Here is a 25,863-nt window from a genome sequence, read left to right as displayed (position 1 = left end):
TCTTTACTAACTGCTACAAGCGCGATAAATCGTTAAACAATGCAATACTCATTAGCGCTAAAAGTACTATGGCGCCAATCCTAAATCCAACTTCCTGAACACGTTCCGGAACGGGCTTCCCTGTTAAAAGCTCTACAAGATAATAGAGTAAGTGCCCGCCATCAAGTACTGGAAGCGGTAAAAGGTTAATTATTCCTAAATTAATGCTAATTAACGCCAAAAAGCCTAAAAAATAGACAATTCCGTAACCAGCACTGTCACCTGCACCTTGTGCAATCGCGATAGGACCACTTAAATTTTTCACTGACACATCGCCAGTGATCAATTTACCAATCATCTGCAAACTAAGGACAATTAAATCCCAAGTTCGTTCAATACTTTTCCCAACCGAATCTATGATTGAATAACGCATGGTATAGCGATATTCATCTGGTACTGGCTCCACTTTAGGCCTAACACCTAAATAGCCCACCACTTTGTCACCGGTGTCATATGCTGCTGGTACCACCGACACAGTCAAGGTTTCTCCAGCCCGCTCAATGCCAACATCTATCGCAGTATTTGGGAATTCCCTTAAACGTTGCGAAAAAGTATACCAATCTCCCTCTACTGACTCACCATTAATTGATAGCAATTTGTCACCAATTTGTAGGCCAGCATTATCGGCAGGACTACCTGCCTCGACAGTTGCAAGCTCTGCCAGCACAGTTACACCAACGAGGTTTAATCCTAAGCTAGTGATTGCTGACTCCTTTTCAGGAGAATACTGCCAGTTGCGAGTATCTAAACGATACTCTTTAGCGACGGTATTACCGGGCTCAATGCCTTGTATTACAATGCTAGGTTCGCCAATGTGACTTACCAAGGCCATGTTCACAGCTCGCCAATTTTCTGTCTTTTTCTTCCCTACTTGAATTATCTCAAGGTCGGTTGGAATATTTGCTGTTGCCGCAATGCTGTTCGGCTGCGTCGACTGCACCACTGGTTTTACGCTGGGTACACCGATTAAAAACATCAAATAGAAAGCAAAAATCGCAAAAATAAAGTTTGCTATTGGCCCTGCGGATACAACCGCTATGCGTTGATAAACCGATTTGTTATTGAACGCGTGGGGTTTATCTTCTTCTGCAACGTCATCCACTCGTTCGTCGAGCATTTTGACATAACCACCTAGCGGAATTGCTGCAACGACATATTCGGTACCCTGCTTGTCAGTTTTACGCCACAGGGCTTTACCAAAGCCAATAGAAAAGCGTTCCACTTTAATACCGTTTTTACGAGCTACCCAAAAGTGACCATACTCGTGCACAGTAATTAGGATGCCTAAACACACCACAAATGAGCCGATATTCCACAATAGTTCTATCATGTTATTGTGTCTGCTCTAGTGAAACGGTAAGTGATTCGACAACTGTTGTTGCATGTTGTCTAGCGTCTTTATCCACGGAAAGTACATCTTCTATTTGCGTTATTGAATATGAGACAAACTCACGCATGGTAAGTTCATTCACTTTTGCAATATCTGTAAATTTAATGCGATGACGTAAAAAAGCGTCTACTGCTACTTCATTAGCTGCATTTAGTGCAGTACAAGCAGCCTGTCCAAGACCGCACGCTTCAATAGCTAATTTAAGATTTGGGTAACGTTCAAAATCAGGTGCTTCAAAGGTAAAATCTTTAACAGTTAGAAAGTCTAACGGCTCGACTCCAGCATCAATACGCTCGGGAAACGCTAAGGCATGCGCAATAGGCGTTCTCATGTCTGGATTTCCCATCTGAGCAAGCACGCTACCATCGGCATATTGCACCATAGAGTGAATCGTACTTTGAGGGTGCAGCAAAACTTGAATGTCGTTAGGTTCGACATTAAACAGCCATTTTGCTTCGATAAACTCTAATCCTTTGTTCATCATGGTTGCTGAGTCTACCGATATTTTTTTACCCATATCCCAATTCGGGTGAGCTATCGCTTGCTCCGGCGTAATATCGTCAAACGTAGATAAATCAGTGGTTCTAAAGGGTCCGCCTGAACCCGTTAAAATAAGTTTGCTAATACCCTGCTGTTTCAGTGTGCAATGACCTGTTTTGTCTTGTTGGGTATGAGGTAAACACTGATAGATAGCGTTGTGTTCACTATCAATAGGAATAAGTTCTGCTTCGGATGTTGCCAATGCGTCGATAAATAGCTGGCCAGAGGTAACAAGGGATTCTTTATTTGCTAACAATACTTTTTTGCCAGCTTCAACAGCCGCCATTGTTGGCAATAGACCAGATGCCCCGACAATAGCAGCCATAACTATGTCAACCTGCTGATCGCGAGCAATATCAATAAGGGCTTGTTCGCCATGACGCACTTCTATATCGAGATCAGCTTCGGCTAACTTATCTGAAAGCTGCAAAGCATGTTGGCGAGAAACTAACACAGCAATTTGCGGCTTAAAAGCTACACATTGCTCAAATAATGTGTCTACATTAGTATGCGCAGCGAGGCTATGAATAGCGTATTGTTGTGGATGTCGGCTTATTACATCTAATGTACTACAACCGATAGAGCCTGTTGCTCCCAATACGCAAACGTGTTTCACAAATCTACCAGCCTATCAATGCGTAACAAAGCGCAAATACTGGCGCCGTTGCCGTTAGGCTATCGATTCTGTCTAAAATACCACCATGGCCTGGCAGTATAGTACCACTATCTTTCACACCCGCTTGTCGCTTGAGCATGCTTTCGCTTAAATCACCCAACACAGAAACAATACTAATACCTGCTGTAACGCATAAAGCGGTTATAAATTGAGTGCTTGTCCAGCTTAAAATTAGTCCGCCTGCAGCTACGATTAGGCAAGCAAAGGCAATACCACCAATCATGCCTTCCATAGTTTTACCAGGGCTAACATTTGGCATCAGTTTATGTTTACCGAATGACTTACCAGCAAAATAAGCGCCGATGTCAGCAGCCCAAACCATAATAAACAAGGCAAGAAGCAACTGCGCACCATGATAAGGCTCTATTGTATAGTCACTGGCACGCAACGCCATAAATGCCAACCATGTTGGGATTAGCGTTAACCAGCCAAACAAGCCTCTAACACTGCGATGGCTTGACCAAAACTTACTACAACGAGGATATAGAATGGTTAGCAAAGCTGAGACTATCCACCATGCAACTGCTAGCCAAAAAATAGCTTCTACCTGCCAAGAAAGCTCACCAGTTAGTGACCAAATATCACCCGGTGGAATAAAGAACCAAAGTGCGCCGACTAACGCGATGTTTGTCAATACAAACGCCAAACGACGACGCTTCTTGGCAAAGCCCATCAAAGGTCCCCACTCCCAAGCGCCAAGGGCAATCAAACCCATAATTACTGCGGCAAACCATTGCAATGGCAAAAAGAATATCGCCGCGATGGCCGCTGGGGCTAAAATTAATGCTGTTATGATTCGTTGCTTTAACAAGTGGTAATCCTTTCTATTAATTATTCTGTTGTTTAACGACTTGTTCACTCGTTTGACCAAACCTTCGTTCACGTCGGTCAAATGTTAATAAGGCTTCCTTTAACGTATCTAACGTAAAGTCTGGCCATAATACGTCTGTAAAATACAGCTCTGCGTACGCTGCCTGCCATAGTAGGAAATTACTAATGCGGTAATCACCACCTGTACGAATAAGCAAATCCAAAGGGGGCAACGTATTTAACATAATATGCTTGTCTATGGCGTCTTCTGTCACATCCTCAACTGAACGCTCACCATTGGCTACTTGTTGTGCTAGCGTTTGAGCAGCTTGTGCAATATCCCAACGTCCACCATAGTTCGCGGCAATAGACAGTGTCATGCCAGTATTATCTTGCGTAAGCTCGTGTGCTTTTTGGATTTCAGTTTGCAGTTTTTTAGAGAATCTAGAAATGTCACCTATCACCTGAAAACGTAGGCCACCTTTGTGCATTTTTTTGACTTCTCTGGTCAGTACATACATAAAGAGGTCCATCAATACACTGACTTCTTTCTCAGGGCGTTTCCAATTTTCGCTACTAAAAGCGAATAATGTGAGCGCTTCTATACCTAATTCACTGCACGACCCAACAATATCTCTTACAGTTTCTACGCCATTCTTATGGCCAAATACCCGCGCTTTACCTTGCAACTGCGCCCAACGACCATTGCCATCCATAATAATGGCAATATGCTTGGGTAAATTCGCGTTACTGTCTAAAACGTATTGTGAATCTGTCACGATTGCTCCGCAATATAAAAACGCCGTAGCAAATTGCTACGGCGAATAAGAGTCGCCTTTAGGGCTAGATTTCCATTAACTCTGCTTCTTTTTCAGACAAAATTTCATCCACTTGCTTAACAAAAGTGTCTGTAATTTTCTGAATCTCATCTTCTGCTTGACGGCTTTCATCTTCGCTGATGTCTTTTTCTTTTAATAAAGATTTTACGTCAGAGTTTGCGTCACGACGGATGTTACGAATAGCAATTTTACCATTCTCCGCTTCGCCTCGCACTACGCGCACTAGGTCTTTACGACGCTCTTCTGTAAGCGGTGGCAGGGGAATGCGAATAAGCGTACCTTGTGATGCAGGGTTTAAACCTAAATCAGACGATAAGATAGCTTTTTCAACAGCACCAATCATGCTTTTATCAAATACGGTAACTGCTAACGTACGCGCATCTGGTACTGAAACGTTACCCACTTGATTTAAAGGCGTGTCCATGCCGTAGTATTCAACCGTAATATTGTCTAACAAAGATGGGTGTGCACGACCAGTGCGTACCTTGTTTAAGTTAGATCTAAGCGCTTCAATACTTTTGCCCATTCTTTCTTGAGCATCTTGTTTAATTTCATCTATCACGTTCGTCTTCCTAAAAAATCACTTTTTATTCTGTAAGGTTGTCGATTGTAGTGCCTTCGTCTTCGCCCATGATCACTGATTTTAGTGCACCTGGTTTATTCATATTGAATACGCGAATCGGCATATTGTGGTCACGGGCTAGCGTAAACGCCGCTAAGTCCATCACCTTTAATTCTTGCTCTAACACCTGATGATAGTTTAGGTGTTTGTAGAGTTCTGCATTTGGGTTTTTCACTGGATCTTCAGAATAGATACCATCAACCTTAGTCGCTTTAAGAACCGCGTCTGCTTCGATTTCAATGCCACGAAGACACGCTGCTGAATCTGTAGTGAAAAATGGGTTACCAGTACCGGCACTGAAAATTACGACACGACCCGACTTAAGCAAGCTTATCGCTTCAGCCCAGTTGTATGTGTCGCAAACACCAGCTAAATCAATCGCTGACATTAGGCGTGCATTGACAAAGGCTCTGTGTAGCGCGTCTCGCATTGCAAGCCCGTTCATAACGGTTGCTAACATACCCATCTGGTCGCCAACTACACGGTTCATGCCAGCTTCTGCTAGACCTGCACCGCGGAATAAATTGCCACCTCCAATAACTAAGCCCACTTGGATACCCATTTCAACAAGCTCTTTAATTTCTTGTGCCATTCGATCAAGAATTTTTGGGTCGATACCGAATCCTTCGTCTCCCATTAGGGCTTCACCGCTAAGTTTGAGGAGGATACGACGATAAGTAGGTTTAAGGTTGGTGCTCATATAATATAAATTCCGTCAATTTATTTGTTGAGGTCACAATCAGACCGTCGCTATTTTATAAGTTTTTTACTGCTATCGAAAGTTTTAACTGAAAAAAGTGACTATTAATCTCATTTTGTGTAATTTTTCTTCACTAATGGTAAAAGCCAATAAGCTTTTACGAGTAAAAGACAGGCATAAAAAAAGCGCCTTTCGGCGCTTTTTCAAAAGCTTGTAAAAAAGATTACTCGCCTTTAGCAGCAGCGATTTGCGCTTCTACTTCAGCAGCGAAGTCTTCTTCTTTCTTATCAATACCTTCACCCACTTCTAAACGAGTGAATGATGTGATTGAAACACCAGCTTCTTTAAGAACGTCACCTACAGAACGCTTAGGTTCCATGATGAATGCTTGACCAGTTAATGAGATCTCGCCAGTGAATTTCTTCATACGGCCAGTTACCATTTTCTCAGCGATTTCTTGAGGCTTGCCTTCGTTCATCGCGATTTCAACCTGGATAGCTTTTTCTTTTTCAACTACGTCAGCCGGAACGTCTTCTGGGTTAACGTATTCTGGCTTAGAAGCAGCAACGTGCATTGCAACTTGCTTAAGTACAGCAGCGTCGCCTTCACCAGCAACAACAACACCAATAGTACCACCGTGGATGTAAGAAGCTTGAGAACCGCCTTCTACATATTCAACACGACGAACGTTGATGTTTTCACCAATTTTAGCTACTAGAGCAACACGAGTTTCTTCGAATTGAGCTTGTAGTTCTTCAATTGATGGCTTAGCTTCGATTGCAACGTCAGCAACTTTGTTAGCAAATTCTAAGAAGTTACCGTCTTTAGCAACGAAGTCTGTTTGACAGTTGATTTCTACTAAAGCTGAAACACCATTGCTTTCTTTAATGATGATTGCACCTTCAGCAGCAATGTTACCTGCTTTTTTAGCCGCTTTTGCTTGGCCAGATTTACGCATGTTTTCGATTGCAAGCTCCATGTCGCCATTAGCTTCTTGAAGTGCTTTTTTGCAATCCATCATACCAGCGCCAGTGCGCTCGCGTAATTCTTTAACTTGTGCAGCAGTAATTGCCATGAGTTAATTCCTCAAATAATTCAGATAGTAAGATAGGAAGCAACAGACGTTGCTTCCGTAATTTTCAACTAATCGTTGGGCAGATTATTCAGCTTCTACGAAACCGTCTTTCTCTTCTGCTTGTACTTTAACGTCTGAAGCACGACCTTCAACAACAGCGTTAGCTGCTGAGTCTAAGTACAATGAAACCGCACGGATTGCGTCGTCGTTACCAGGGATAACGTAATCAACACCATCTGGGTTTGAGTTAGTATCAACAACAGCAACAACTGGAATACCTAAGTTGTTAGCTTCTTTGATAGCAATGTGCTCGTGATCAGCATCGATAACAAAGATTGCGTCTGGAAGACCACCCATGTTCTTGATACCACCTAAGCTCTTTTCAAGCTTTTCCATTTCACGAGTACGCATTAACGCTTCTTTCTTAGTAAGAGCGTCAAAAGTACCATCAGTGCTTTGCGTTTCTAAGTCTTTTAAGCGCTTGATAGATTGACGAACTGTTTTCCAGTTAGTCAACATACCACCTAACCAACGGTGATCAACGTAGAATTGGTCACACTTAGCTGCTGCTTCACGAACTGCTTCTGATGCTGCACGCTTAGTACCAACAAAAAGGATTTTACCTTTGTTAGCAGAAACGCCAGATAAGAAAGCTAAAGCTTCGTTGAATAAAGGAACAGTTTTTTCAAGGTTGATGATATGAACTTTGTCACGAGCACCAAAAATGTAAGATTTCATTTTTGGGTTCCAGTAACGAGTTTTGTGACCGAAGTGTACACCGGCCTTAAGCATATCGCGCATAGATACGTTTGGCATAATTTTTCCTTTTGGGGTTAAGCGTCCATACACCCAATATACACGACCTATAGCTTGTTTTGCTTAGCGCAAACAATGAGGCACCCCGGTATATCTTTGCAAGATGTATGTGAGTTTATAAACATGTACTACCAACACAGCAGTACTACTAATTTTTACTGATTAAAAACAATGCTTTTATCAGCGGCGCGCAATATACCACAGCTGTCAATTTTTAACCAGTAAAATTTCGTTGTGGTTTAGTTGAAATAAGCATGATGGAAACTTTCACCCTGTGCTACACTTAGCGCCTTAAATTTTAGGAGTAGTATGGAACCAATAATCGATGGCCAGCTGTGGTTAGTTTTACTCGCTGTAAGCTTTATCGCAGGCTATATAGATGCCGTTGCTGGAGGCGGAGGCATGTTAACCGTACCCGCGCTACTTACCTCAGGTTTACCGCCACATATCGCCCTTGGTACAAATAAATTAGCCGCTTCATTTGGCTCATTCACTGCATCTGTCACCTTCTACAGACAGCGACTTTTCGATCCTATCTTTTGGCGACATGCCATAGTGTTTACCGCAATCGGTGCGTGTATAGGCACATTAGTTATCGACAGCCTAGATACTGCAATTTTAGATAAGATCATCCCTGTTGTTATTTCCATCTCGGCAATATACATGCTGTTTTCTAAAACGGCGATTGATAGCGAACACGGCCTACCTACTAACGACCGTAAAAATAAAATAAAGCAAGCGGTTCAGGGCTTCACTTTAGGTGCTTATGATGGCTTTGCTGGCCCTGGCACAGGCGCGTTTTGGACCGCAACGTCAACTGCCATTTATCGTATGAACCTATTGTTGAGTGCTGGACTAGCGCGATCAACAAACTTCATCAGTAATTTTGTTAGCTTGTTGACTTTTATTTATCTCGGGCACGTTAACTTTCTTTTAGGGTTAGCTATGGGTCTCTTTATCATGATGGGTTCATGGCTTGGTGCTCGTTCGGCGATAAAATATGGTGGTAAATTTATTCGTCCTGTATTTATAATAATTGCCTTAGGTATGTCGATTAATTTGGCGATTCAAGCTTGGTAAATACACTGCACAAAACAACTATAAACAAACTCGAAAGCATCGTTGACGAGCTACGCACCCAAGCAAAGGATGTTGACAACAGCGAACAGTTTGCGCCAACCACACGCTACAGCAAACAAACCAGTTTGTTTGCTCAAACACTCTTTCATCAAAACGGCACAAAATATAGCCCTTTTGTCGAAGAGGTTGCAGCTAATATTAAGCAAATCAAATTACTTTTAAGTAAACGACAAGATACCATTGCATATAGTTTGCTAGAGCGTATTGAACATCAAGTTTCGGCCTTAATCAGCGCATTTAATGCGTTGGGCAGTATGAAAAAAAGTGAACAAATTGCGAAACAGGCCAGCCGCGCCAAGCAAGCTAAGTACAAATCAGCTGCAACACAAATCATGGCAAGTAGCCACCAACTGCATCAGCAACTCGCTGAGTATCACGACTTTGAACGCCGTTTATTGGCAATGATTAGCGAGCGTGAAGCTAGTAGATTGGCAGGTAATGCCGCTATTTCCAAAAAAGCAGAGCAAGAGATATTGGCATTACATCAACGTTTGGGACGCTGCAGACAAGCGATTGCTAAAACCGAACGGCAGATAGAAATGTCGGAAACAAAGACCTCGCCCCGAAGAGGTGCTCGGTAGCTTTAGGCTGTGTGCTGTGTGCTGTGTGCTGTGTGCAAAAGACTCCACGTGCCTTGTTCCCTTGAGCAACGCGACCTTGTCCCCTTTAGCGAAGCGAACATACTAAAAACTAAGAGCTAAGAGCTAAGAAATAAGTGCTAGATGCTAAGTACTAAGTGATAAGTGTTAAGACTGGCCCTTCCTTGTACCCAGCAGCTACGCTGCATGTTCCCTTAAGCAACGCGACCCTATTCCCAGAAAAAGCAGAATGCTTTTTTTCGCTAAAGTAGCTCAATAAACAAGTGCACTAACAAGCGCTCTACTTGCTTACCATCGCCAAAGAACTTAATACCGATACTGACTTTACCGTTAGTTTGTCTTACGTTGCAAACCATTGCCGGTATTTCGATATCACCTTCGATAGGACTTTGCACACAAAGTTGGACTTCCGTTTCGTTGAGTTTAGTGACGTCGCCACTGTGCTTAAAGGTGAAACCACACCCTTCAGGAGAGATATCGACAATAATACCGTTGGCTTGCGATACACTCATTCCGGATTTCGGGTCAACAAAGCGCATGATAGCAGGAAGATGAGTTTGCGTGCGTTGATGACGACGCAATTGTCTGTTATTGATGCGCGTTGGATAATCAATAATGATGCATTTTTCAGGGCATTCAATAATATCTTTGACTTGCGAGACAAACGAGAAACATTCGCGTGAGCCATCATCTAATATGTATCGTACAAACAGTGAGTTTCCTGGCATCAATGCTTCGGCAAAATCTTTTGCACGTGTACCGACAGGATACTTCAATATGATGTAGCGACCAAAAGCATATCCCACCAGAGGTAGTTTTAATCGATCAGCATCGTTTTGATTGACCTGAATATCAATTAATTTGCCTGGTAATAGTTCGAAGATATTTGTTTTTTTTGCTAATGCTTGGGTGGACATACTACCCTCAGCTTCCCTTTCAAAATCCATACGATGCGTGTACTTCAGCGCATCCACTTAATATTGTTATTACTGCTATAGTAAACAAGCCAATTCAATTAAACAAATTTATTTTGTTTAATCAGACGGAAAAAAATTTTGTGGGGGATTTGGGTGGTAACCCTTCAGCCACACCCCGGCACATGAGTCGTCTGCTGCGGTTGCTTCCTTCCGGACCTGGCCGAGTTCACAGAGTATCATTGCGAGGGGACCAAAGGGTCACCATAGATAAGCTAAAGCGCATAAATCTACTTTAGCGGCGCGCATTATCGCCAATTGCGCTATGTGTTGCAAGCCAATTTCACCCTGTGCTGTTTATTTGCGGATTTTTTGCACACTGGTAATCGAAATACTGAATAAATTGCTCGAGCTCTCGATCAATATCAGATGAAATACTTACGGCAGGTAATAGCTCTACTTGCTTTAGCTTAAAGTTCAAATTAACCGGCATGACAGGAATATTGGCTTGGTGAGCAATATGCAAAAAACCGGTTTTAAGCGCTTTACCTGAGGTCCTAGTGCCTTCAGGTGCAAGCCCTAAAATCATTTGCTCTTCCTGATTAAAACGCTCAACTATTTGCTCTACCAACCCTGATTTTTGACCTCGTGCTACAGGAATGGCTCCTAAGTAATGCATTAACGAGGACATTGGCCAAAAGAAGAGTCCGTCTTTAGCTAAAATCTTAATTTTGACACGAAACTTTAGCATCACAGCGCATCCTACGAGAAAATCCCAATTAGAGGTGTGCGGGCCTACGGCGATGATAAATTTTCTGTGCTGAGGAAAGTCACCTGTTACGCTCCAGCCCGTAAGATTGAGCATTTTAGAGGCAAACGACGCCATCCATTTGCCCCGCCTGCGCGGAATGTTTTCTGGGACTTTATTCATTACTCGACAGCCAAGTGTTGCTGCACGTCTAAGATCACGCCTTTAAGAATAAGTAAATTTTCTTTGCCGATACGTAGCATCAATTTTTCAGCATCATCTAAGGATTCAATCTCTGGATCTGCGTACTTATACATTACAGAAGGTTGAATAAGTTCAGGCGATGCGGGTTCTACTTGATGATCTAGCACTTTATCCATCGCTTCGAGCAACACCGGTAAAAAAGGCTCATCTGGGTAGCCCAACTCTTGATATGCTTGATCAAATAAGGGTTCGTAATAACGATACAAGGCGACAAGTTTCTCTGGATTACTTGCTCTAAGAAGCTCTATGTAAGGGACAAAACGCAATTGGCTAGTTTGATCCCAGTTGAGTTTTACCTCACCTGAATCAATCGTTTGAGCGTCAACAGAAAAAGGCTCGGTAGGTCTAACAAATGGCGCGTGCGCATAAGCAAGCTCACCGCGATTAAAATTGTCAGTAAAAACAACAAGTCGACGAATAACGTCATCTTTCAACATTAACGTCAAAAGCTCTGTTTTCCATGTAACTTGCTCAATGTCTGAATTAAAACGCGCGTCACTTTCTTCCAATTGTGGCAGTGGCTCAGCAATAGGTTGTTCAACCTCTTCTTCAACCACGACAACGTCTTCTTCTACAATTACCTCTTCAACCTCAGTCACTATCTCAGCTTGTGGCTCAGGTTCTGCAAGCACAGGTTGTTCTATAGGTTCAACCGTTTGTTCCGGAACTTGCTCACTTTGATACCAAATAAAACCTATCACTGATAGCACGGCAACAATAGCAATAACAAAGACGGCAAGAGAGGGAGTATTTTCAGAAGAAGAGGCCATAAAAAAACACGTACAGCGAAAACATGCTTCTATCTTCGCTTAAATACGTGTTTTTTATCAAGTCCTAATTATGCTTTTTCACCATTTTTGCGGTCAAAAATCTAACCGCAAATTAAGCGCAGCAGCTAAATCTTTACCGTCTTCTTATTGATGTTGTATTCACGCAATTTATTGGCAATTGCGGTATGACTCAAACTAAGCTTTTTCGCTAATTGTCTAGTGCTAGGGTAAGCAGGATAAAGCTTTCTCAGTAACTCGGCTTCAAACCCTTTTACTGCTTCTTCTAATGTACCAGTAAATTCTTGTTCCAAATAACCATGTTCACGGGTAAATGATGGCAACTGCAAATGTTCTATTTCAATAGAGCTACCTTCAACAATACTAACGGCTCTAAGCAACACATTTTCTAATTGCCTAACGTTACCTGGCCACGGATAATGCTCGATAAAGTCGCGACAATCGTCCGATAAACTCACACTGTATTTGCCCTGCCCTTGCGCAAATTTAGCGATAAACCATTCTGCCAGTGGAATGATATCACTGCGTCTTTCTCTTAATGAAGGAATCGTTAGGCCTAGCACGTTTAATCGATAATAAAGCTCTTCTCTAAATTGCCCTTCTTCAACAAGCTTTACTAAGTCTTTATTGGTTGCAGCAATAAACCTGACGTTTACCTTAATTTCGGTTTCGTTGTTTACTCGTCTAAAGCTACCATCTTCAATTACGCGCAATAATTTGTTTTGCAAGGTTGCAGACATTTCGCCGACTTCATCCAAAAATATGGTGCCACCGTCTGCAGATTCAAATATACCGCGTTTAGCATCATTATCTTTTTCGTCACCAATACCAAACAATTCTGATTCGGCAGACTCATCAGGAAACGCGGCGCAATTAAGCACTATAAACGGGTGATCACCACGCGTAGACGCGCCATGACAAGCACGTGCTAACAACTCTTTACCGGTACCGGTTTCTCCCTGAATCAGTATAGAGTTGTCTAAACTAGACATGCGTTTTGCTTCGCGGATGACTTTGCGCATCACACCTGACGAAGCATGGACACTTGCAAATGAGTTTTCTTTGGTTTGTTTAAACACCGTCATTTGTTGACCAAGGCGCGCTTCCGATTTAAGCATTAGCACAGCGCCCGCTAGTGTTTTATTACCATCGCCTTCTACATAAATAGGTAACATATCAGCGACATAATCGTCTTCCAAGAATTTCAAACGCGTTGTTTGCGCAAGCACCTCATCTTGTTCCAACCATTTGGTTAAAGAAAAACCTTTAATCCACTGCGCTACGCTTTCGCCAGCTAGTTCATGTGTGTCTTGACCGATAACACTCGCCGCAATTTTGTTCACGGCATGAATATTACCTCTGCCATCAATAGAGATGAACAGATCAGGAAAGGTTTTGATTAAGGTTTCTAATTCATTACGCTCTCTTTCAAACGGCATGAAGTTAGCCGTTTTTACATCCTCTACACCGTCAATAAGGCGTAGCTTAGGCATAATGTTTTGCAGTTCAGTAAAGTCTACATCATGAAAGCTGATAAATATTCTGCTAGCTTGTTCAAATTCGATGCCACGCACATTGATGTTATGCTCAACAAAGACAGCCAAAACCTTCTGAGCGATGCCCACACGGTCCTGACAAGCGATTTCTAAACGCATTACCTGATCTCAATTGTGAAAGTTTTCAAGGGCGGGTATTGTAAACTATTCTTTACCGCAAACCAATAGATACAAAAAAAGCTATGAAAGCATAGGCTTACATAGCTTTTTTACTAAAATTTGGATTATTCTGCGTCTAGCAGGGCATCCGTTTTAGCTGCACAAATAAAGTCATTCTTGTGTACGCCACGAATCGCATGCGTCCACCAAGTCACTGTCACCTTGCCCCACTCTAACAGAATAGCCGGATGATGAAATTCTTCTTCTGCTAGCGTTGATACTTTGTTAGCAAACGCCCAAGCAAGCTTGTAGTTTTTAAATTTAAACTCTCTTTCTAACATCATTACACCGTCACGCACAGGTGCAGCCCAATCAGGGATTTGCGCCAACAATGTCGGCAACTCTTCATCTGATACCTGAGGTGCTCCAGCTTGACACGCTTCGCAATGCTGCTTGGTTAATTGTTCTGTTGTCATGTTAACTCGCTTTTTGTTGAAATTTTGCTTCTAATAAGCCCATCGTTTGAGCTTGCTTGATAAAGTCCATAACATCTTCAACGCTGTATTCACGCATTTTGTCTAAATCAGTTAACTCAGACAAACAATAGTACACAGGTTGCATAATATCTATACGATATGGCGTACGAAGTACTGTTAGCATATCGAAGGCATCACGCTGCGCTTCGATGCCATTGATCGCATATTCAGTTTCCGCTGGAGACGATAAAATACCGCCACCATAAATTTTGTACCCTTGATCTGTTTTTAACAGCCCGAACTCAACCGTAAACCAGTATAGTCGTGCTAAAAACACACGCTGCTCTTTCGAAGCGTTTAATCCCATTTGACCATAGGCCTGTGTAAAATCGGCAAATGATTTGTTGGTAAGTAATGGACAATGGCCAAAGATTTCATGAAAAATATCTGGCTCTTGCAAGTAATCGAATTCTTCACGAGAGCGGATAAATGTAGCTACTGGAAACTTACGTTCTGACAGCAACCTGAAAAACTCTTCAAATCCAATTAATGCCGGCACAGGGTAGCATTGCCACCCTGTCTCTTTCGTTAATACAGCAGAGACTTCGTCAAGTTGTGGTACGCGATCTCTTGGCAAATCAAGTTTATCTAACCCTAACCAATACTCGTCACACGCTTTACCTTTTATACAGTCTAATTGACGCGTAATGAGCTCATGCCATATCGTGTTTTCTTCATCAGTCCAATCAATAACACCGTTATCATTTGGTACTTTTGAAATGTATTTTGTTGCTTTCCCCATAAAAACAGCCTGTTACGCTAAAGCTTGAATATAGCTATAGCAATTGCGCAGTATTCTGCGATAGCTGCCGTTATATTAGGCAAAAATAGGGGTAATAATCACGCTTTTGACGACGAACAAAAATTGCACATAGTGATGAAACTGTACATATAGGCTTACAAACGCGTTTTCAACGTTACGACGCGCCCGTTTGCTTCTTGTTAATTAGCGCCTTAATTTGTTGCCCCACCGCCTTGCGCACATCACTAAGTCTCGGTTTATTGTGCGTGTATGGAATAGGACGGCACATCAGTATCGTGCGAATGCCTAAGCGAGCCGTCAACATGCCTGCGCCGAACCCTTGCGCCATTCTGCCAGACAATTTGCCTAGTAAATCTGCACCAATCATTTCAGTACCAAAATCGGCGATGAGCTCACTTGCACCTGCATATGCCATATTGACAAACACCTGGCGAATCAACTTAATGCGGCTCCAATAACCCAGCTTAAGACCGTAAAGACCAGCGATTTTATCTATCATTTTAAGGTTTCGCCAAAGCATAATCATCATATCGAGCAATGCAATGGGGCTTAATGCTACGAGTACAGTAGCTTCACTTGAAAACTTAGCAACTTCTGCAATTGCTTTTTCATCAACTTTTACCAGCACCATTTTTTGATATAGCTCTAGTAGTTCCTTGTCGTCATAATCTTCATGCGTTACATCTGCCCAGGCTTGTTCGTATACTGCAGGTATGTCACAAGGTAGTTGTTCACTGATTTGTTGGCAAAGCGATTGTCCATCGATATCAGCGTTGTCATTAAGTAACTGTTCACTTTGTTTTTGAATATTCTGCTGTGCTTTAAGTTGTCTTAAACCAAGCAGCTCCTTGATCAGGCTGCTACTGGCTAAAATAAACACTATTGCAAAAACCAGTGCATAAATGCCGGTTAAAATTGGCTCGTCGGTAAAGCCCACAGTAAAGAAATCATAGAGCTCAATACCGACTATTGCCGAAATAAGCACAGCAAGTCCTCTAAAGATCCAAGAAGGCTTGCTTTGAACATCTTCAAAATGTTCTTCCTCTTCTTGTTGTTCTGGCTGCCAATCTTTATTGTCAAACACAACCTGCTCTGCATCGACAGGAAGCGACTTATCGTGCTGCTCTGTTATATTTTCTTCAAACAGTATTTGCTGTTGAAAATCATCTTTGGGTTCGGTCATGCGAGTTTGTCTCCCAGCAAAAACTGTAACGCCTGATCAAGACGCATATGAGGTAATGGTGTATGAGCCGATGGCGATTTTATCGGGGCAAAGCTAATAAAATTAAATGCTTTGTTTTGCCAGTATTGTTGCTCCGGTAGCTTGCTAGGCACACTGCCCGGGAAAACGGTAATTAGCTGGCCATCGTCTAAACGATGCCCTTGAATCACCGGTACAGTTTTTCCTTGGTGCATACTTTTGCCATTCTTAGTTGTTTTAACCGAAGATAACGCCAAGGTTTTCATTTGTATTTGTTCAAAATCAAGCTCATGTTTACTGCTATGTACTAACTGATTAAGTAAGGAAACCAAGGCACCATGTTGATCAACAGTGACATGGTCCGCTTTCGTTGCTGCGAACAATAAACGATCTATTTTCGGCGAAAACAAACGACGTAAAAAACCTGATTTTCCATAATCAAAGCTTTCCATAATTAAACTAATTGCTTGAGATAACTCATGAAATGCCGCTTCACCTTGATTAAGGGGCGTCAGGCAGTCTGCAAGAATAATTTGGCGATCGAAATGGACAAAATGTTCTTTATAAAACTTTTTAACGACGCGCTCGCGATACTCTAGATAGCGCGCTCTAAGCATGCCAATAAAGCTATCTCCACTCGCTTCAATGTAACTATCGTAATCGAGTTCATCCATCGAGGTGTAAGGGAAAAACTGTAAAATAGGCGCGTTCTCTAATTCACCAGGCAAAATAAATCGACCTGGCTGAATAATGGATAAGCCAAGTTCATCACGATACTGATGCAGCAGTGCAGTATACTTTTCAGCAAGCTGCGCTAACACCTCTTCACTGCAAGGCGCAAGAGGATCGATTTCTTTGATTTCATCGATAAATGCTTGGCTTACCTCGGCGCGAGGTTCAGATTTCATTAGCTCAAGCATGCGCTCTGACCATTCTTCATAGGTCAATTTTAACATCGGCAAATCAAGTAACCATTCACCGGGGTAATCAGTAATGTCTAACGTCAACGTAGCTGTGTCGCTGGTATACTTTAAGAGGCCGCTGGCTGGCCTATATTTTATCGCTAAACGTAATTCACTAATGCCCTTTGTTGGCTGTGGCCACTGCACTGGATCTTGCGTAAAGGCTTGCATTGCCGTTTCGTAGTCGAAGCGCGGAATATGAAAGTGTTTTTGATTGACACGTTTTGCCGCGATGTATCGGCCTTGATGCACAGGATTGAAAAAGCTTAGTTCACTGCCATTGCCTTCATTGAGCAATTGATTTACCAACGAGGTTATAAAGGCGGTCTTGCCGCTGCGACTAAGTCCTGTCACCGCTAAAGTAACATGCTGATCAAGTGATTTTTGCAATAAATCACTGGCAGAGTGTTTCAATTTTTTAAGCTTCGTTTTACTAATAATCGCCATAAATCAACATATTATTCTGAATAAGCCTTTTGATATTACGCTTAAATTTGGAGGAATTAAAGCAGAAAAAAAGCGGCTCATCGCCGCCTTTTTTCATGACCTTAAACTCAGCTACAACCTGTTTATTTCTCGTGAGACAGTAAACTCTGGTGACGTTACATATGTTTCCATTGCCTGTAGCTTTCCTTCTAAATGCGAAAATTTACGCTTGATGTCATGAAACGCCTGACGCGGTGGTTCACCTGACTGCCAAATTCTCGCTTTTACGCGAATATGCTCTTCTACCACTGGGTCTTCTATATCCTGAGCTGAGGTTTGAACCTTTACATTGCTTTTTACAAAGCGGGTATGTTGCACCGGTTTTTTATCAAGAATAAACCAAGCGGCAATATACATAATGATCAGAAAGCCCATACCAAAGAGTACACATGACACAACTAAGATACGGATCAACCAAGTTTCCCAGCCAAAGTAGTCGGCTATACCGGCGCAGACGCCAGCGATTTTGCCGTTTTCCTTGTCTCTGTATAGTTCTTTACGCTTCTGTGTCATACACCTTTTCTCCATTGTGGTGCTTCTTCATCTAGGATAGCTTCTAGTGTTTTAATTCTATCAGCCATTCTATCTGCAAGTTCTGAAAGCTCAGACATCTGCATATATTCTTCTTCACTTAAGCCTTGGCTAATTTGGCGTTGGCTTTTGTAATGTAGAATCAACCAAATTGGTGCAACTATTAACAAGAAAATGATAATTGGCACCATTATTATGTGCATCATACTCGTTTTCTCCAGTCTGGCGCTTCTTCGTCTAGAATTGCTTCTAGCGTTTGAATGCGCTCAGCCATCTTATCGGCACGTTCTGCTAAATCAGATAGCTGAATATATTCTTCTTCACTTAATCCCTGGCTAATTTGACGTTTACTGCGGTAATGCAAAATTAACCATATTGGCGCTACGACAAGTAAAAATATAACAATCGGCGCCAAGATTACGTCTTCCACAAGCATTCCCTTCTATCGATTAATGATTAAGCTAAATTATTTTTTCGCTTTGCTTTTACCCATTTTAGCTTTTAATTCAGCAAGTTCATCATCGATTTTATCAGCTGATTCTAATTCAGCAATCTCATCTGACAAAGATTTAGTCCCTAAATCATATGCTTCTACTTGCGATTCGATGTCATCGATCTTACGTTCATAGCGATCAAACTTGCTCAATGCTTCATTCACTTTATCGCTATTAATGTTTTGCTTCACTTTCAAGCGAGAGCTTGCTGTTTTTTCTCGCATGATGATCGCTTTTTGACGAGCCTTAGCATCAGCAAGTTTTTCTTGCAGCTGTGTGATTTCATCTTGCAACTTAACAATATGGTCTTCCAATTGATTAAGCTCTTCACGAACCACTACGGCATTGTCCGAACATTTTGTCTTCTCAATTAAAGCTAAACGCGCAAGATCATCCCTTTCTTTACTAAGTGCTAACTCAGCTTTTTGTTCCCATTGCAACGCATCTTCTTCTAAACGACGCACTTGGCGAGTTAACTCTTTTTTGTCAGCAATCGTTTTCGCTGATGTAGAGCGAACCTCTACTAATGTATCTTCCATCTCTTGTATAATGAGACGAACCATTTTTTCTGGATCTTCAGCCTTATCAAGTAGGCTGTTGATGTTAGAATTAACAATATCTGTAAAGCGTGAAAAAATACCCATATTAACGTCCTTTACTTTTTAACAATTTAAGGTCATGCCAACATACATACACTTTTCGCGCCAACTTTAGCCACTCCATTTAAGTTGTTGTTTTTAAATATTTTATAATTAATTTTCAAAAAAACTTCTCTCTTTGTTATTTATGAAATACACTATTTATTAGTCAAATTTACTAATAAATAGGTAAGGCATGGCGCGCTTTAACCAACAAGATAATTTAATTGGCCAATCAAACAGTTTTCTAGAGGTGCTTGAGCAAATTTCTCAGATAGCGCCATTGAGTAAACCCGTGCTTATCATAGGCGAGCGAGGCACAGGTAAAGAGCTTGTCGCAGCTCGCCTGCACTACCTGTCGAAACGATGGGATCAAAACTATTTAAAGCTTAACTGTGCTGCCTTAAATGAAAACCTGCTCGAAAGCGAACTGTTTGGATATGAAAGCGGTGCGTTTACTGGCGCAAACAAACGACATGAAGGACGATTTGAACGCGCAGATAAAGGAACCTTGTTTTTAGATGAAATCGCCAATACCTCGGGTTTAATTCAAGAAAAGCTATTGCGCGTGGTTGAATATGGTGAATTTGAACGTGTTGGTGGTTCTCGTACCATCAAAACAGACACCCGCTTAGTGGCGGCAACGAATGAAGATTTGCCAACATTAGCAGACAATGGCGAGTTTCGCGCTGACTTACTCGATAGGTTGGCGTTTGATGTCATCACCTTACCACCGCTAAGAGAACGTTTAGAAGATATCATCATTCTGGCAGAACACTTCGCTATTAATATGGCAAGGGAACTCGATTTTGAGCTGTTTAGTGGCTTTACCGAGAAAGCAAAGAAGACCATGCTTGAGTATCATTGGCCGGGTAATATCCGAGAGCTTAAAAACGTGGTTGAGCGCAGCGTTTACCGTTGTAACAACCCTCACCTGCCGGTGCACGAATTAGTCATAGATCCGTTTGAGTCTCCATACAGACCACAAGGTCGCATTAAAACGCAAGATCGCGTTGCATCAACACCGATAGAAAGCACTAACGTGAGTAGCAATGTCGAACAAGATTCAGCGGAGAAACCAACCCTTGCCGTTGAACAAAGTTTGCAATTCCCTCTTTCACTTAAAGATAAGTCGCAAGAATTTGAAATTAACATGATTGAAACAGCACTGGCTTCAAATCAATTTAATCAAAAGAAAACGGCAGAAGCGTTAGAGTTGACCTATCATCAACTTAGAGGCTATTTGAAGAAGTATAACTTGTTAGATTCTAAGCAAAATGACGAATAACTGCGTAGTTAAAATCGCTCGGTCGGCTGTATTTACATTAGCAGCAGTAACAACATTAGTCGGTTGTGATACAAGCGACAGTGCCATGCTTGCCGAGAAGAGTTTAGTTTATTGTGCCGAAGGTTCGCCTGAAGGGTTTAACCCGCAAACGGTGACCTCTGGAACGACAATAGATATCGTTGCAAAACAGCTTTACGACAGACTGATTACCATTGAGAGCAAAGACAATAGTTTAAAGCCGTCGCTAGCAAACTCTTGGCATGTAACCGATGATGGATTGATGTATACCTTTTATTTGCGCCGTGATGTGCAGTTTCATCAAACCGACTACTTCACCCCTACACGTCAACTGTCAGCAGACGATGTAGTTTTTAGCTTTCAACGCATCCTTAATCAAAATCACCCTTATCACTTTGTTGGAGGCGCGCAATACCCTTTCTTTCAGAGTGTAAACTTTAGCGATATCGTCAACAAAATTGAGAGGATTAATGACTATACGGTGCGCTTTCACTTAAGCAAACCAGACAGCGCGTTTTTAGCTAACCTAGCCACTGACTTTGCAGTTATTTTGTCTAAAGAATATGGTGAGTTGCTATACAAGCAAGGTAATACTAACCTAATTGATTCAAGACCTATTGGCAGCGGCCCATACAAATTTAAAGATTACCGCTCAGGTTCATTCGTTCGTTATTATGCGCACCAAGAATATTGGCGCGGCAGTCCAAATCTGCAGCAATTGGTTATTGATGTAACGCCAAGCAATACCAGTAGACTGACCAAACTAATGTCGAGCGAATGTGATGTTATTGCTTACCCGATCGCACACGAAAAAATCATCGAGAACGAAAACCTCAACTTAGAATCAAAAACGGCGTTTAATGTCGGGTATCTTGGCTTTAATACACAAAAACCACCCTTTGATAACACGCTAGTAAGAAAAGCTGTAGCTCATGCTATTAACAAACAAGCTATTATCGAAACCATCTATTTTAATCAGGCGGAAATGGCAAAAGGAATTTTACCTCCAAACTCTTGGGCAAGTAGTGACGATCTTAAAGGCACCGAGTATTCAGTTGTAAAAGCGAAAACCTACCTATTGCAAGCAGGATATGAACAAGGTTTTACCATGGATATTTGGGCCATGCCTGTACAAAGAGCCTACAACCCAGATGCTTTAACAATGGCTAAATTGATTCAGGCAGACTTGGCTAAGATTAATATTACAGTCAATATCGTTAGCTATGAGTGGACCACCTTTTTACGCAGGCTCTCTCAAGGGGAACATCAATCTGTGTTGCTAGGATGGTTTGCAGACCACCCAGATCCAGACAATTTTTTCTCACCATTATTAAGCTGCGCTTCTGCGCAAACCGGAAACAACAGAACGTTTTGGTGTAACCAAGAATTCGATATGTTACTTGAACGCGCATTGCAGACCAATGACATTAATCAACGCAAACATTATTACCGCCAAGCCCAACAGCTACTTAGTGAGAAACTGCCATTACTGCCAATAGCACACTCTAAACGCTTTCAAGCAAGTACAGACCAAGTTCGAGGCGATATATTAACGGCGATTGGTGGCTTAGACTTCTTTAATGCGCGCAAGCAAACCACTCAGGAGGCGGAGTAAATGCTGATTTTTACCCTTCGCCGCGTCAACTTGTTTGTGTTTACTATAGCGCTACTGACCGTTTTATCGTTTAGCCTAAACTTTCTTTTTCCGGGCGATCCGCTGATCAATATGTCGGGGCAGATTTCTCAAACCCCTGAACAAACTGCACAGTTAACACAACAATACAGCGCTAACAGCAATTTATTCGTGCAGTATTATAGTTATTTGAAACAAGTTTTTAGTGGCGATTTTGGTGTCTCCATGGCCAATGGCCAACCTATCTTCGATGACGTTGTATCTTTACTACCGGCAACCATTGAATTAAGTATTGCGGCCTTGTTTGTTGCATTTTTTATCGGTGTGCCGCTTGGCTTTGTTGCAGCGTTAAACCACCGTAAAGCTACCGACAACGGTATTTTGGCGTTTGCCATGTTTGGTTATTCCATTCCCGCTTTCTGGTTAGCGCTTGTGGCGATATTGATATTTTCTATCAATTTAGCGTGGCTGCCATCGTCGGGTCAGATCAGTTTGGTCTATGAAATCGAACAAAAAACAGGATTTTTGATCATAGATATATTGCTGTCAGATAGTCCATATCAATGGCAAGCCTTTCAAGATGCGACTTTGCATATGATCCTACCCTGTTTGGTTGTCGCCTTAGCACCCGCCACTGTGTTTATTAGGCTCGCGCGCACCGCCATGCTAGAAGTCCTAGAAACCCCATACATTAGAGCGATAAAAGCAAAGGGATTAAGCGATAGCCAAATCCTAATCAATCACGCCATAAGAAATGCACTGGTTAAAGTTATTCGCGATGTTGGGCTGCAGTTTGCAAATCTGATCACGATTGCAATGGTCGCTGAAGTCATTTTTAATTGGCCTGGTATTGGCCGATGGTTAATCGAAAGTATTTACCAGCGAGACTATACCGCGATCCAAGCGGGATTATTGGTACTATCAAGTTTTATATTTTTTGTGCATATTGTCATCGATTTGCTTTATGCTGCATTAAATCCTTTAGCAAGGGAAAGTAGTTATGGCGCGCGATAAGATATATCAAGAAGAAGAAACGCCATCACTTATTATTCAGTTTTGGCTGGTATTTAAAAAAACGCCTATTGCGATAGTGGGCTTATCAGCGTTTGCATTTTTAACCGCGATGGCGCTTTTCGCACCATTTATCACCCCTTTCTCGTCGGTTGCCAACCATCTCGATAAATTACTGCTGCCACCAGCATGGAGTGAATTAGGCGACATAACCTATTTGTTAGGCACGGATAACTTAGGTCGAGATATGTTATCTCGATTAATGCACGGCACCACTTATACCTTCGGTTTTAGCTTTGTTGTGGTTATTGTGGCTTTAGTCCTTGGCTTTGTTATTGGGTCGTTTTCAGCGCTTACCAAAGGGATCAAATCAAGTTTCCTCAATCACTTTTTAGATGTAGTGCTGTCAATACCATCACTACTTCTCGCGATTATTATTGTTGCAATATTGGGCCCAGGTTTGAATAACACGCTATGGGCTATTGTCATGGCACTTATACCGCAATTTGTCCATGTAACACGCAACTTGTTGAAAGAAGAATTTGCCAAAGACTATGTCATGGCTGCTCGCTTAGATGGAGCAAGTTCGTTACATATTCTTATTCACAATGTACTACCAAACATCGTAGAAAAGTTGATTACACAAGCAACGTTTGCACAATCTGCAGCAATTTTAGACATTGCAGCATTAGGCTTTCTTGGCTTGGGTGCACCTATTCCATTGCCAGAATGGGGCGCGATGTTACGCAATGGTCTCGATTTATTCTATATTGCACCATGGACAGTTTATTTACCTGGCCTAGCCATTTTATTTGCCGTTATCGCGACCAATATGCTTGGCGAAGGAATACGCCATTCGTTAAAACATAGACGAGATAGCTAATGAATTTACTCGACATAAGAAATTTATCGATATGTTTAAAAGCGAGTAATGGCAACATTCTCGCGGTCGACAAAGTGAGTATTACCCTAAAAGAAGGTGAAGTTCGAGGCCTTGTTGGGGAGTCTGGCTCTGGAAAATCATTATTTGCGCTCGCTATCATGTGTGTTATCGACGACAAGTGGGAAGTCACTGCAGATAGATTTCATTGGCGCGGTGAAGATCTCCTGAGTCTATCCCTTAAAGAACGAAAAGAAATCATAACGCAAGATGTCGCTATCATATTCCAAGACGCTGTCGCTAGTTTGGATCCAACCACGACCATTGGTGAACAAGTAAAAGAAGCAATCGATAGTAAACAATTCAAAGGCTTCTTTTGGCAAAAACGTAAACAAGTAAAACAAGCAGCAATTGAACTATTGCATAAAGTCGGCATAAAGAATCACAGCGAATGTATGCGCTCTTTTCCGCATCAATTAAACAATGGCATCTGCCAACGGGTAATGATTGCTATCGCACTCGCTAGACGACCATTACTACTCATTGCTGATGAGCCTACTGCGGCAATGGAAACGACCAGCCGCGAGCAAATTTATCGCCTACTTGCCAGTTTAAACCAGTTAAAAAATATGGCGGTATTGCTGATCAGCCATGATTTAGAAAATGTCACTAACTGGACTCATAACATTACCGTGATGTATTGCGGCCAATTTGTAGAAGCAGGCACGACAGAGCAAATATTTCATACCCCGCTGCATCCTTATACCAAAGCCCTATTGGAAAGTAGCCCTATCGCTAATTTAAATCTGCCTGCAAAATCACGTTTAATGACGTTACCGGGTAGTATTCCTATTTTGCAGCACCTGCCTATAGGTTGTCGCTTGGGGCCACGATGCCCAAGAGCACAGCGAGAATGCGTAGTGGCACCTAAGATTAAAAACTATCATGGCCATTTAGTCAGTTGTCATTTTTCACTCGAGGATAATTACTCATGACCTGTTTACTTGATGTAGAACAGATCAGTAAAACATTTGATAGCCGCGTTTGGTTAAAAAAGCGCAGCAAAACCGTGTTAAACGATATTTCTTTCCGCTTAAATGCGAAAGAAACATTAGCCATTGTTGGCGAAACAGGCTCTGGTAAATCAACGTTAGCGAAAATATTGGTCGGTGCCCTGTCGCCTACCACTGGGCAAGTAAAACTTAATGGGCAAGTGTTAGATCACGGCGATTTTAAACAACGATGTCAGCACATCAGAATGATCTTTCAAGATTCTGGTAACACCCTAAATCCTAGTTTAACTATCCGTCACACTTTAGAAGAGCCGCTTAAACTCAATACAACACTCGATGAGTCTAAAAGAGTGAAGTTGATTCGCAAAACCCTTCAGCAAGTGGGCTTGCTTGCCGAGCATATGCACTTTTATCCGCATATGTTTTCGGGCGGCCAGAAGCAGCGTATAGCGCTAGCTCGCGCCATTATATTGAAGCCACAGGTTATCATTCTTGATGAAGCGCTAGCGTCACTAGACCCCTCTCTGCGCTCGCAAATGATAAATCTATTGCTCGATTTACAACAACAAATGGATTTAGCCTATATTTTGATTTCGCAAAACATCGGTATAGTGAAGCATTTCAGCGACAGAGTACTAATGCTACAAAAAGGTATCAATGTGGAATCGGGTCCAACACTTAGCGTATTTTCCAACCCGCAACACAAATACACCAAAAAGCTGCTGATGAGTCAGCAAGTGAATTTGTTTAAAGGTAAAAAATCAGCATAAAAAAAAGCCAGCTTAAAGCTGGCT

The 25,863-nt window shown here is 42.0% G+C and carries 28 protein-coding genes and 1 other RNA gene; 8 read left to right on the top strand and 21 right to left on the bottom strand.

Annotated elements, in window-relative coordinates:
- Nucleotides 1-13: 13 nt before the first annotated feature.
- The 8 genes from rseP to rpsB all read right to left on the bottom strand — a co-directional run bounded on the left by rseP (nt 14) and on the right by rpsB (nt 7,507).
- Nucleotides 14-1,369 carry a sigma E protease regulator RseP gene (gene rseP / locus QUD85_RS05360; protein WP_093327521.1) on the bottom strand — a complete coding sequence of 452 codons (1,356 nt, stop codon included), beginning with the start codon at nt 1,367-1,369 and terminating at the stop codon, nt 14-16.
- A gap of 1 nt (nt 1,370) precedes the next feature.
- Nucleotides 1,371-2,585, bottom strand: coding sequence for a 1-deoxy-D-xylulose-5-phosphate reductoisomerase (gene ispC / locus QUD85_RS05355; protein WP_093327519.1), 1,215 nt, complete (start codon nt 2,583-2,585; stop codon nt 1,371-1,373).
- Between the two features lie 4 nt (nt 2,586-2,589).
- Nucleotides 2,590-3,456, bottom strand: coding sequence for a phosphatidate cytidylyltransferase (locus QUD85_RS05350; RefSeq protein ID WP_093327517.1), 867 nt, complete (start codon nt 3,454-3,456; stop codon nt 2,590-2,592).
- Between the two features lie 16 nt (nt 3,457-3,472).
- Nucleotides 3,473-4,237 (bottom strand): polyprenyl diphosphate synthase, encoded by a 765-nt coding sequence (gene uppS / locus QUD85_RS05345; RefSeq protein WP_093327515.1) that lies wholly within the window; start codon nt 4,235-4,237, stop codon nt 3,473-3,475.
- A gap of 61 nt (nt 4,238-4,298) precedes the next feature.
- Entirely contained in the window at nt 4,299-4,856 is a 558-nt protein-coding gene (gene frr / locus QUD85_RS05340) for a ribosome recycling factor (RefSeq protein ID WP_093327513.1), read from the bottom strand.
- 25 nt (nt 4,857-4,881) lie between these two features.
- Nucleotides 4,882-5,616 carry a UMP kinase gene (gene pyrH / locus QUD85_RS05335; RefSeq protein ID WP_093327511.1) on the bottom strand — a complete coding sequence of 245 codons (735 nt, stop codon included), beginning with the start codon at nt 5,614-5,616 and terminating at the stop codon, nt 4,882-4,884.
- 223 nt (nt 5,617-5,839) lie between these two features.
- Nucleotides 5,840-6,691 carry a translation elongation factor Ts gene (gene tsf, locus QUD85_RS05330; protein ID WP_093327509.1) on the bottom strand — a complete coding sequence of 284 codons (852 nt, stop codon included), beginning with the start codon at nt 6,689-6,691 and terminating at the stop codon, nt 5,840-5,842.
- Between the two features lie 84 nt (nt 6,692-6,775).
- On the bottom strand, nt 6,776-7,507 hold the full coding sequence (rpsB, locus tag QUD85_RS05325; protein WP_093327507.1) for a 30S ribosomal protein S2: 732 nt from the start codon (nt 7,505-7,507) through the stop codon (nt 6,776-6,778).
- Nucleotides 7,508-7,816: 309 nt separating this feature from the next.
- On the opposite strand from rpsB, the gene QUD85_RS05320 reads away from it, so the two are divergent.
- Together QUD85_RS05320 and QUD85_RS05315 are read left to right on the top strand one after the other, a co-directional pair.
- The gene (locus tag QUD85_RS05320; protein WP_093327505.1) at nt 7,817-8,587 is read left to right on the top strand and encodes a sulfite exporter TauE/SafE family protein; all 771 of its coding nucleotides are present in this window, start codon (nt 7,817-7,819) and stop codon (nt 8,585-8,587) included.
- Nucleotides 8,581-9,228: a primosomal replication protein gene (locus QUD85_RS05315; protein WP_093327503.1), complete on the top strand. Its 648-nt coding sequence runs from the start codon at nt 8,581-8,583 to the stop codon at nt 9,226-9,228. Before QUD85_RS05320 ends, QUD85_RS05315 begins: the two co-directional genes overlap by 7 nt.
- A 260-nt stretch (nt 9,229-9,488) precedes the next feature.
- On the opposite strand, the gene QUD85_RS05310 is transcribed toward QUD85_RS05315, so the two are convergent.
- From QUD85_RS05310 to pspA, 13 genes are all read right to left on the bottom strand, one after another.
- Nucleotides 9,489-10,163: a PilZ domain-containing protein gene (locus tag QUD85_RS05310; RefSeq protein ID WP_177168830.1), complete on the bottom strand. Its 675-nt coding sequence runs from the start codon at nt 10,161-10,163 to the stop codon at nt 9,489-9,491.
- A gap of 159 nt (nt 10,164-10,322) precedes the next feature.
- Nucleotides 10,323-10,419, bottom strand: an RNA gene (gene ffs, locus QUD85_RS05305) — signal recognition particle sRNA small type.
- A gap of 84 nt (nt 10,420-10,503) precedes the next feature.
- Entirely contained in the window at nt 10,504-11,091 is a 588-nt protein-coding gene (locus tag QUD85_RS05300; protein ID WP_093327499.1) for a 1-acyl-sn-glycerol-3-phosphate acyltransferase, read from the bottom strand.
- Nucleotides 11,091-11,942, bottom strand: a complete 852-nt coding sequence (locus QUD85_RS05295; RefSeq protein ID WP_093327497.1) for a DUF3014 domain-containing protein — start codon at nt 11,940-11,942, stop codon at nt 11,091-11,093. Before QUD85_RS05295 ends, QUD85_RS05300 begins: the two co-directional genes overlap by 1 nt.
- 125 nt (nt 11,943-12,067) lie before the next feature.
- A complete protein-coding gene (gene tyrR / locus QUD85_RS05290) occupies nt 12,068-13,615 on the bottom strand; it encodes a transcriptional regulator TyrR (protein WP_093327495.1) in 1,548 nt (515 codons plus the stop codon).
- Nucleotides 13,616-13,740: 125 nt separating this feature from the next.
- A complete protein-coding gene (locus QUD85_RS05285) occupies nt 13,741-14,091 on the bottom strand; it encodes a 4a-hydroxytetrahydrobiopterin dehydratase (protein ID WP_093327493.1) in 351 nt (116 codons plus the stop codon).
- A gap of 1 nt (nt 14,092) precedes the next feature.
- Nucleotides 14,093-14,893 carry a phenylalanine 4-monooxygenase gene (gene phhA, locus QUD85_RS05280; RefSeq protein WP_093327492.1) on the bottom strand — a complete coding sequence of 267 codons (801 nt, stop codon included), beginning with the start codon at nt 14,891-14,893 and terminating at the stop codon, nt 14,093-14,095.
- Between the two features lie 175 nt (nt 14,894-15,068).
- A complete protein-coding gene (locus QUD85_RS05275) occupies nt 15,069-16,097 on the bottom strand; it encodes a YcjF family protein (protein ID WP_093327490.1) in 1,029 nt (342 codons plus the stop codon).
- The gene (locus tag QUD85_RS05270; protein ID WP_093327488.1) at nt 16,094-17,524 is read right to left on the bottom strand and encodes a YcjX family GTP-binding protein; all 1,431 of its coding nucleotides are present in this window, start codon (nt 17,522-17,524) and stop codon (nt 16,094-16,096) included. The genes QUD85_RS05275 and QUD85_RS05270 overlap by 4 nt, the downstream gene beginning before the upstream one ends.
- A 111-nt stretch (nt 17,525-17,635) precedes the next feature.
- Nucleotides 17,636-18,076, bottom strand: coding sequence for an envelope stress response membrane protein PspC (gene pspC / locus QUD85_RS05265; protein WP_093327487.1), 441 nt, complete (start codon nt 18,074-18,076; stop codon nt 17,636-17,638).
- Nucleotides 18,073-18,300 (bottom strand): envelope stress response membrane protein PspB, encoded by a 228-nt coding sequence (gene pspB / locus QUD85_RS05260; RefSeq protein ID WP_407705089.1) that lies wholly within the window; start codon nt 18,298-18,300, stop codon nt 18,073-18,075. The genes pspC and pspB (QUD85_RS05260) overlap by 4 nt, the downstream gene beginning before the upstream one ends.
- On the bottom strand, nt 18,297-18,530 hold the full coding sequence (pspB, locus tag QUD85_RS05255) for an envelope stress response membrane protein PspB (RefSeq protein ID WP_093327486.1): 234 nt from the start codon (nt 18,528-18,530) through the stop codon (nt 18,297-18,299). The genes pspB (QUD85_RS05260) and pspB (QUD85_RS05255) overlap by 4 nt, the downstream gene beginning before the upstream one ends.
- A 30-nt stretch (nt 18,531-18,560) precedes the next feature.
- Nucleotides 18,561-19,232 (bottom strand): phage shock protein PspA, encoded by a 672-nt coding sequence (pspA, locus tag QUD85_RS05250; RefSeq protein ID WP_093327484.1) that lies wholly within the window; start codon nt 19,230-19,232, stop codon nt 18,561-18,563.
- A 190-nt stretch (nt 19,233-19,422) separates the two neighbouring features.
- Here pspA and pspF point away from each other — a divergent pair, with 190 nt between their 5' ends.
- Genes pspF through QUD85_RS05220 form a run of 6 tightly spaced genes read left to right on the top strand, consistent with a single transcriptional unit; the run spans nt 19,423 to nt 25,839 of the window.
- Nucleotides 19,423-20,514, top strand: coding sequence for a phage shock protein operon transcriptional activator (gene pspF, locus QUD85_RS05245; RefSeq protein WP_093327483.1), 1,092 nt, complete (start codon nt 19,423-19,425; stop codon nt 20,512-20,514).
- Nucleotides 20,504-22,147: an ABC transporter substrate-binding protein gene (locus QUD85_RS05240; protein WP_093327481.1), complete on the top strand. Its 1,644-nt coding sequence runs from the start codon at nt 20,504-20,506 to the stop codon at nt 22,145-22,147. The genes pspF and QUD85_RS05240 overlap by 11 nt, the downstream gene beginning before the upstream one ends.
- Nucleotides 22,148-23,179, top strand: coding sequence for an ABC transporter permease (locus tag QUD85_RS05235; protein WP_093327479.1), 1,032 nt, complete (start codon nt 22,148-22,150; stop codon nt 23,177-23,179).
- Entirely contained in the window at nt 23,166-24,059 is an 894-nt protein-coding gene (locus QUD85_RS05230; protein WP_093327478.1) for an ABC transporter permease subunit, read from the top strand. Before QUD85_RS05235 ends, QUD85_RS05230 begins: the two co-directional genes overlap by 14 nt.
- Complete coding sequence (locus QUD85_RS05225; protein WP_093327476.1) at nt 24,059-25,051, top strand: peptide ABC transporter ATP-binding protein; 993 nt, start codon at nt 24,059-24,061, stop codon at nt 25,049-25,051. The genes QUD85_RS05230 and QUD85_RS05225 overlap by 1 nt, the downstream gene beginning before the upstream one ends.
- The gene (locus QUD85_RS05220; protein WP_093327475.1) at nt 25,048-25,839 is read left to right on the top strand and encodes a peptide ABC transporter ATP-binding protein; all 792 of its coding nucleotides are present in this window, start codon (nt 25,048-25,050) and stop codon (nt 25,837-25,839) included. The genes QUD85_RS05225 and QUD85_RS05220 overlap by 4 nt, the downstream gene beginning before the upstream one ends.
- The last annotated feature ends 24 nt before the right edge of the window (nt 25,840-25,863 follow it).

It is taken from the genome of Thalassotalea agarivorans, assembly GCF_030295955.1.
Lineage (GTDB): Bacteria > Pseudomonadota > Gammaproteobacteria > Enterobacterales > Alteromonadaceae > Thalassotalea_D > Thalassotalea_D agarivorans.
This window is presented reverse-complemented; position numbering and strand designations above follow the sequence as displayed.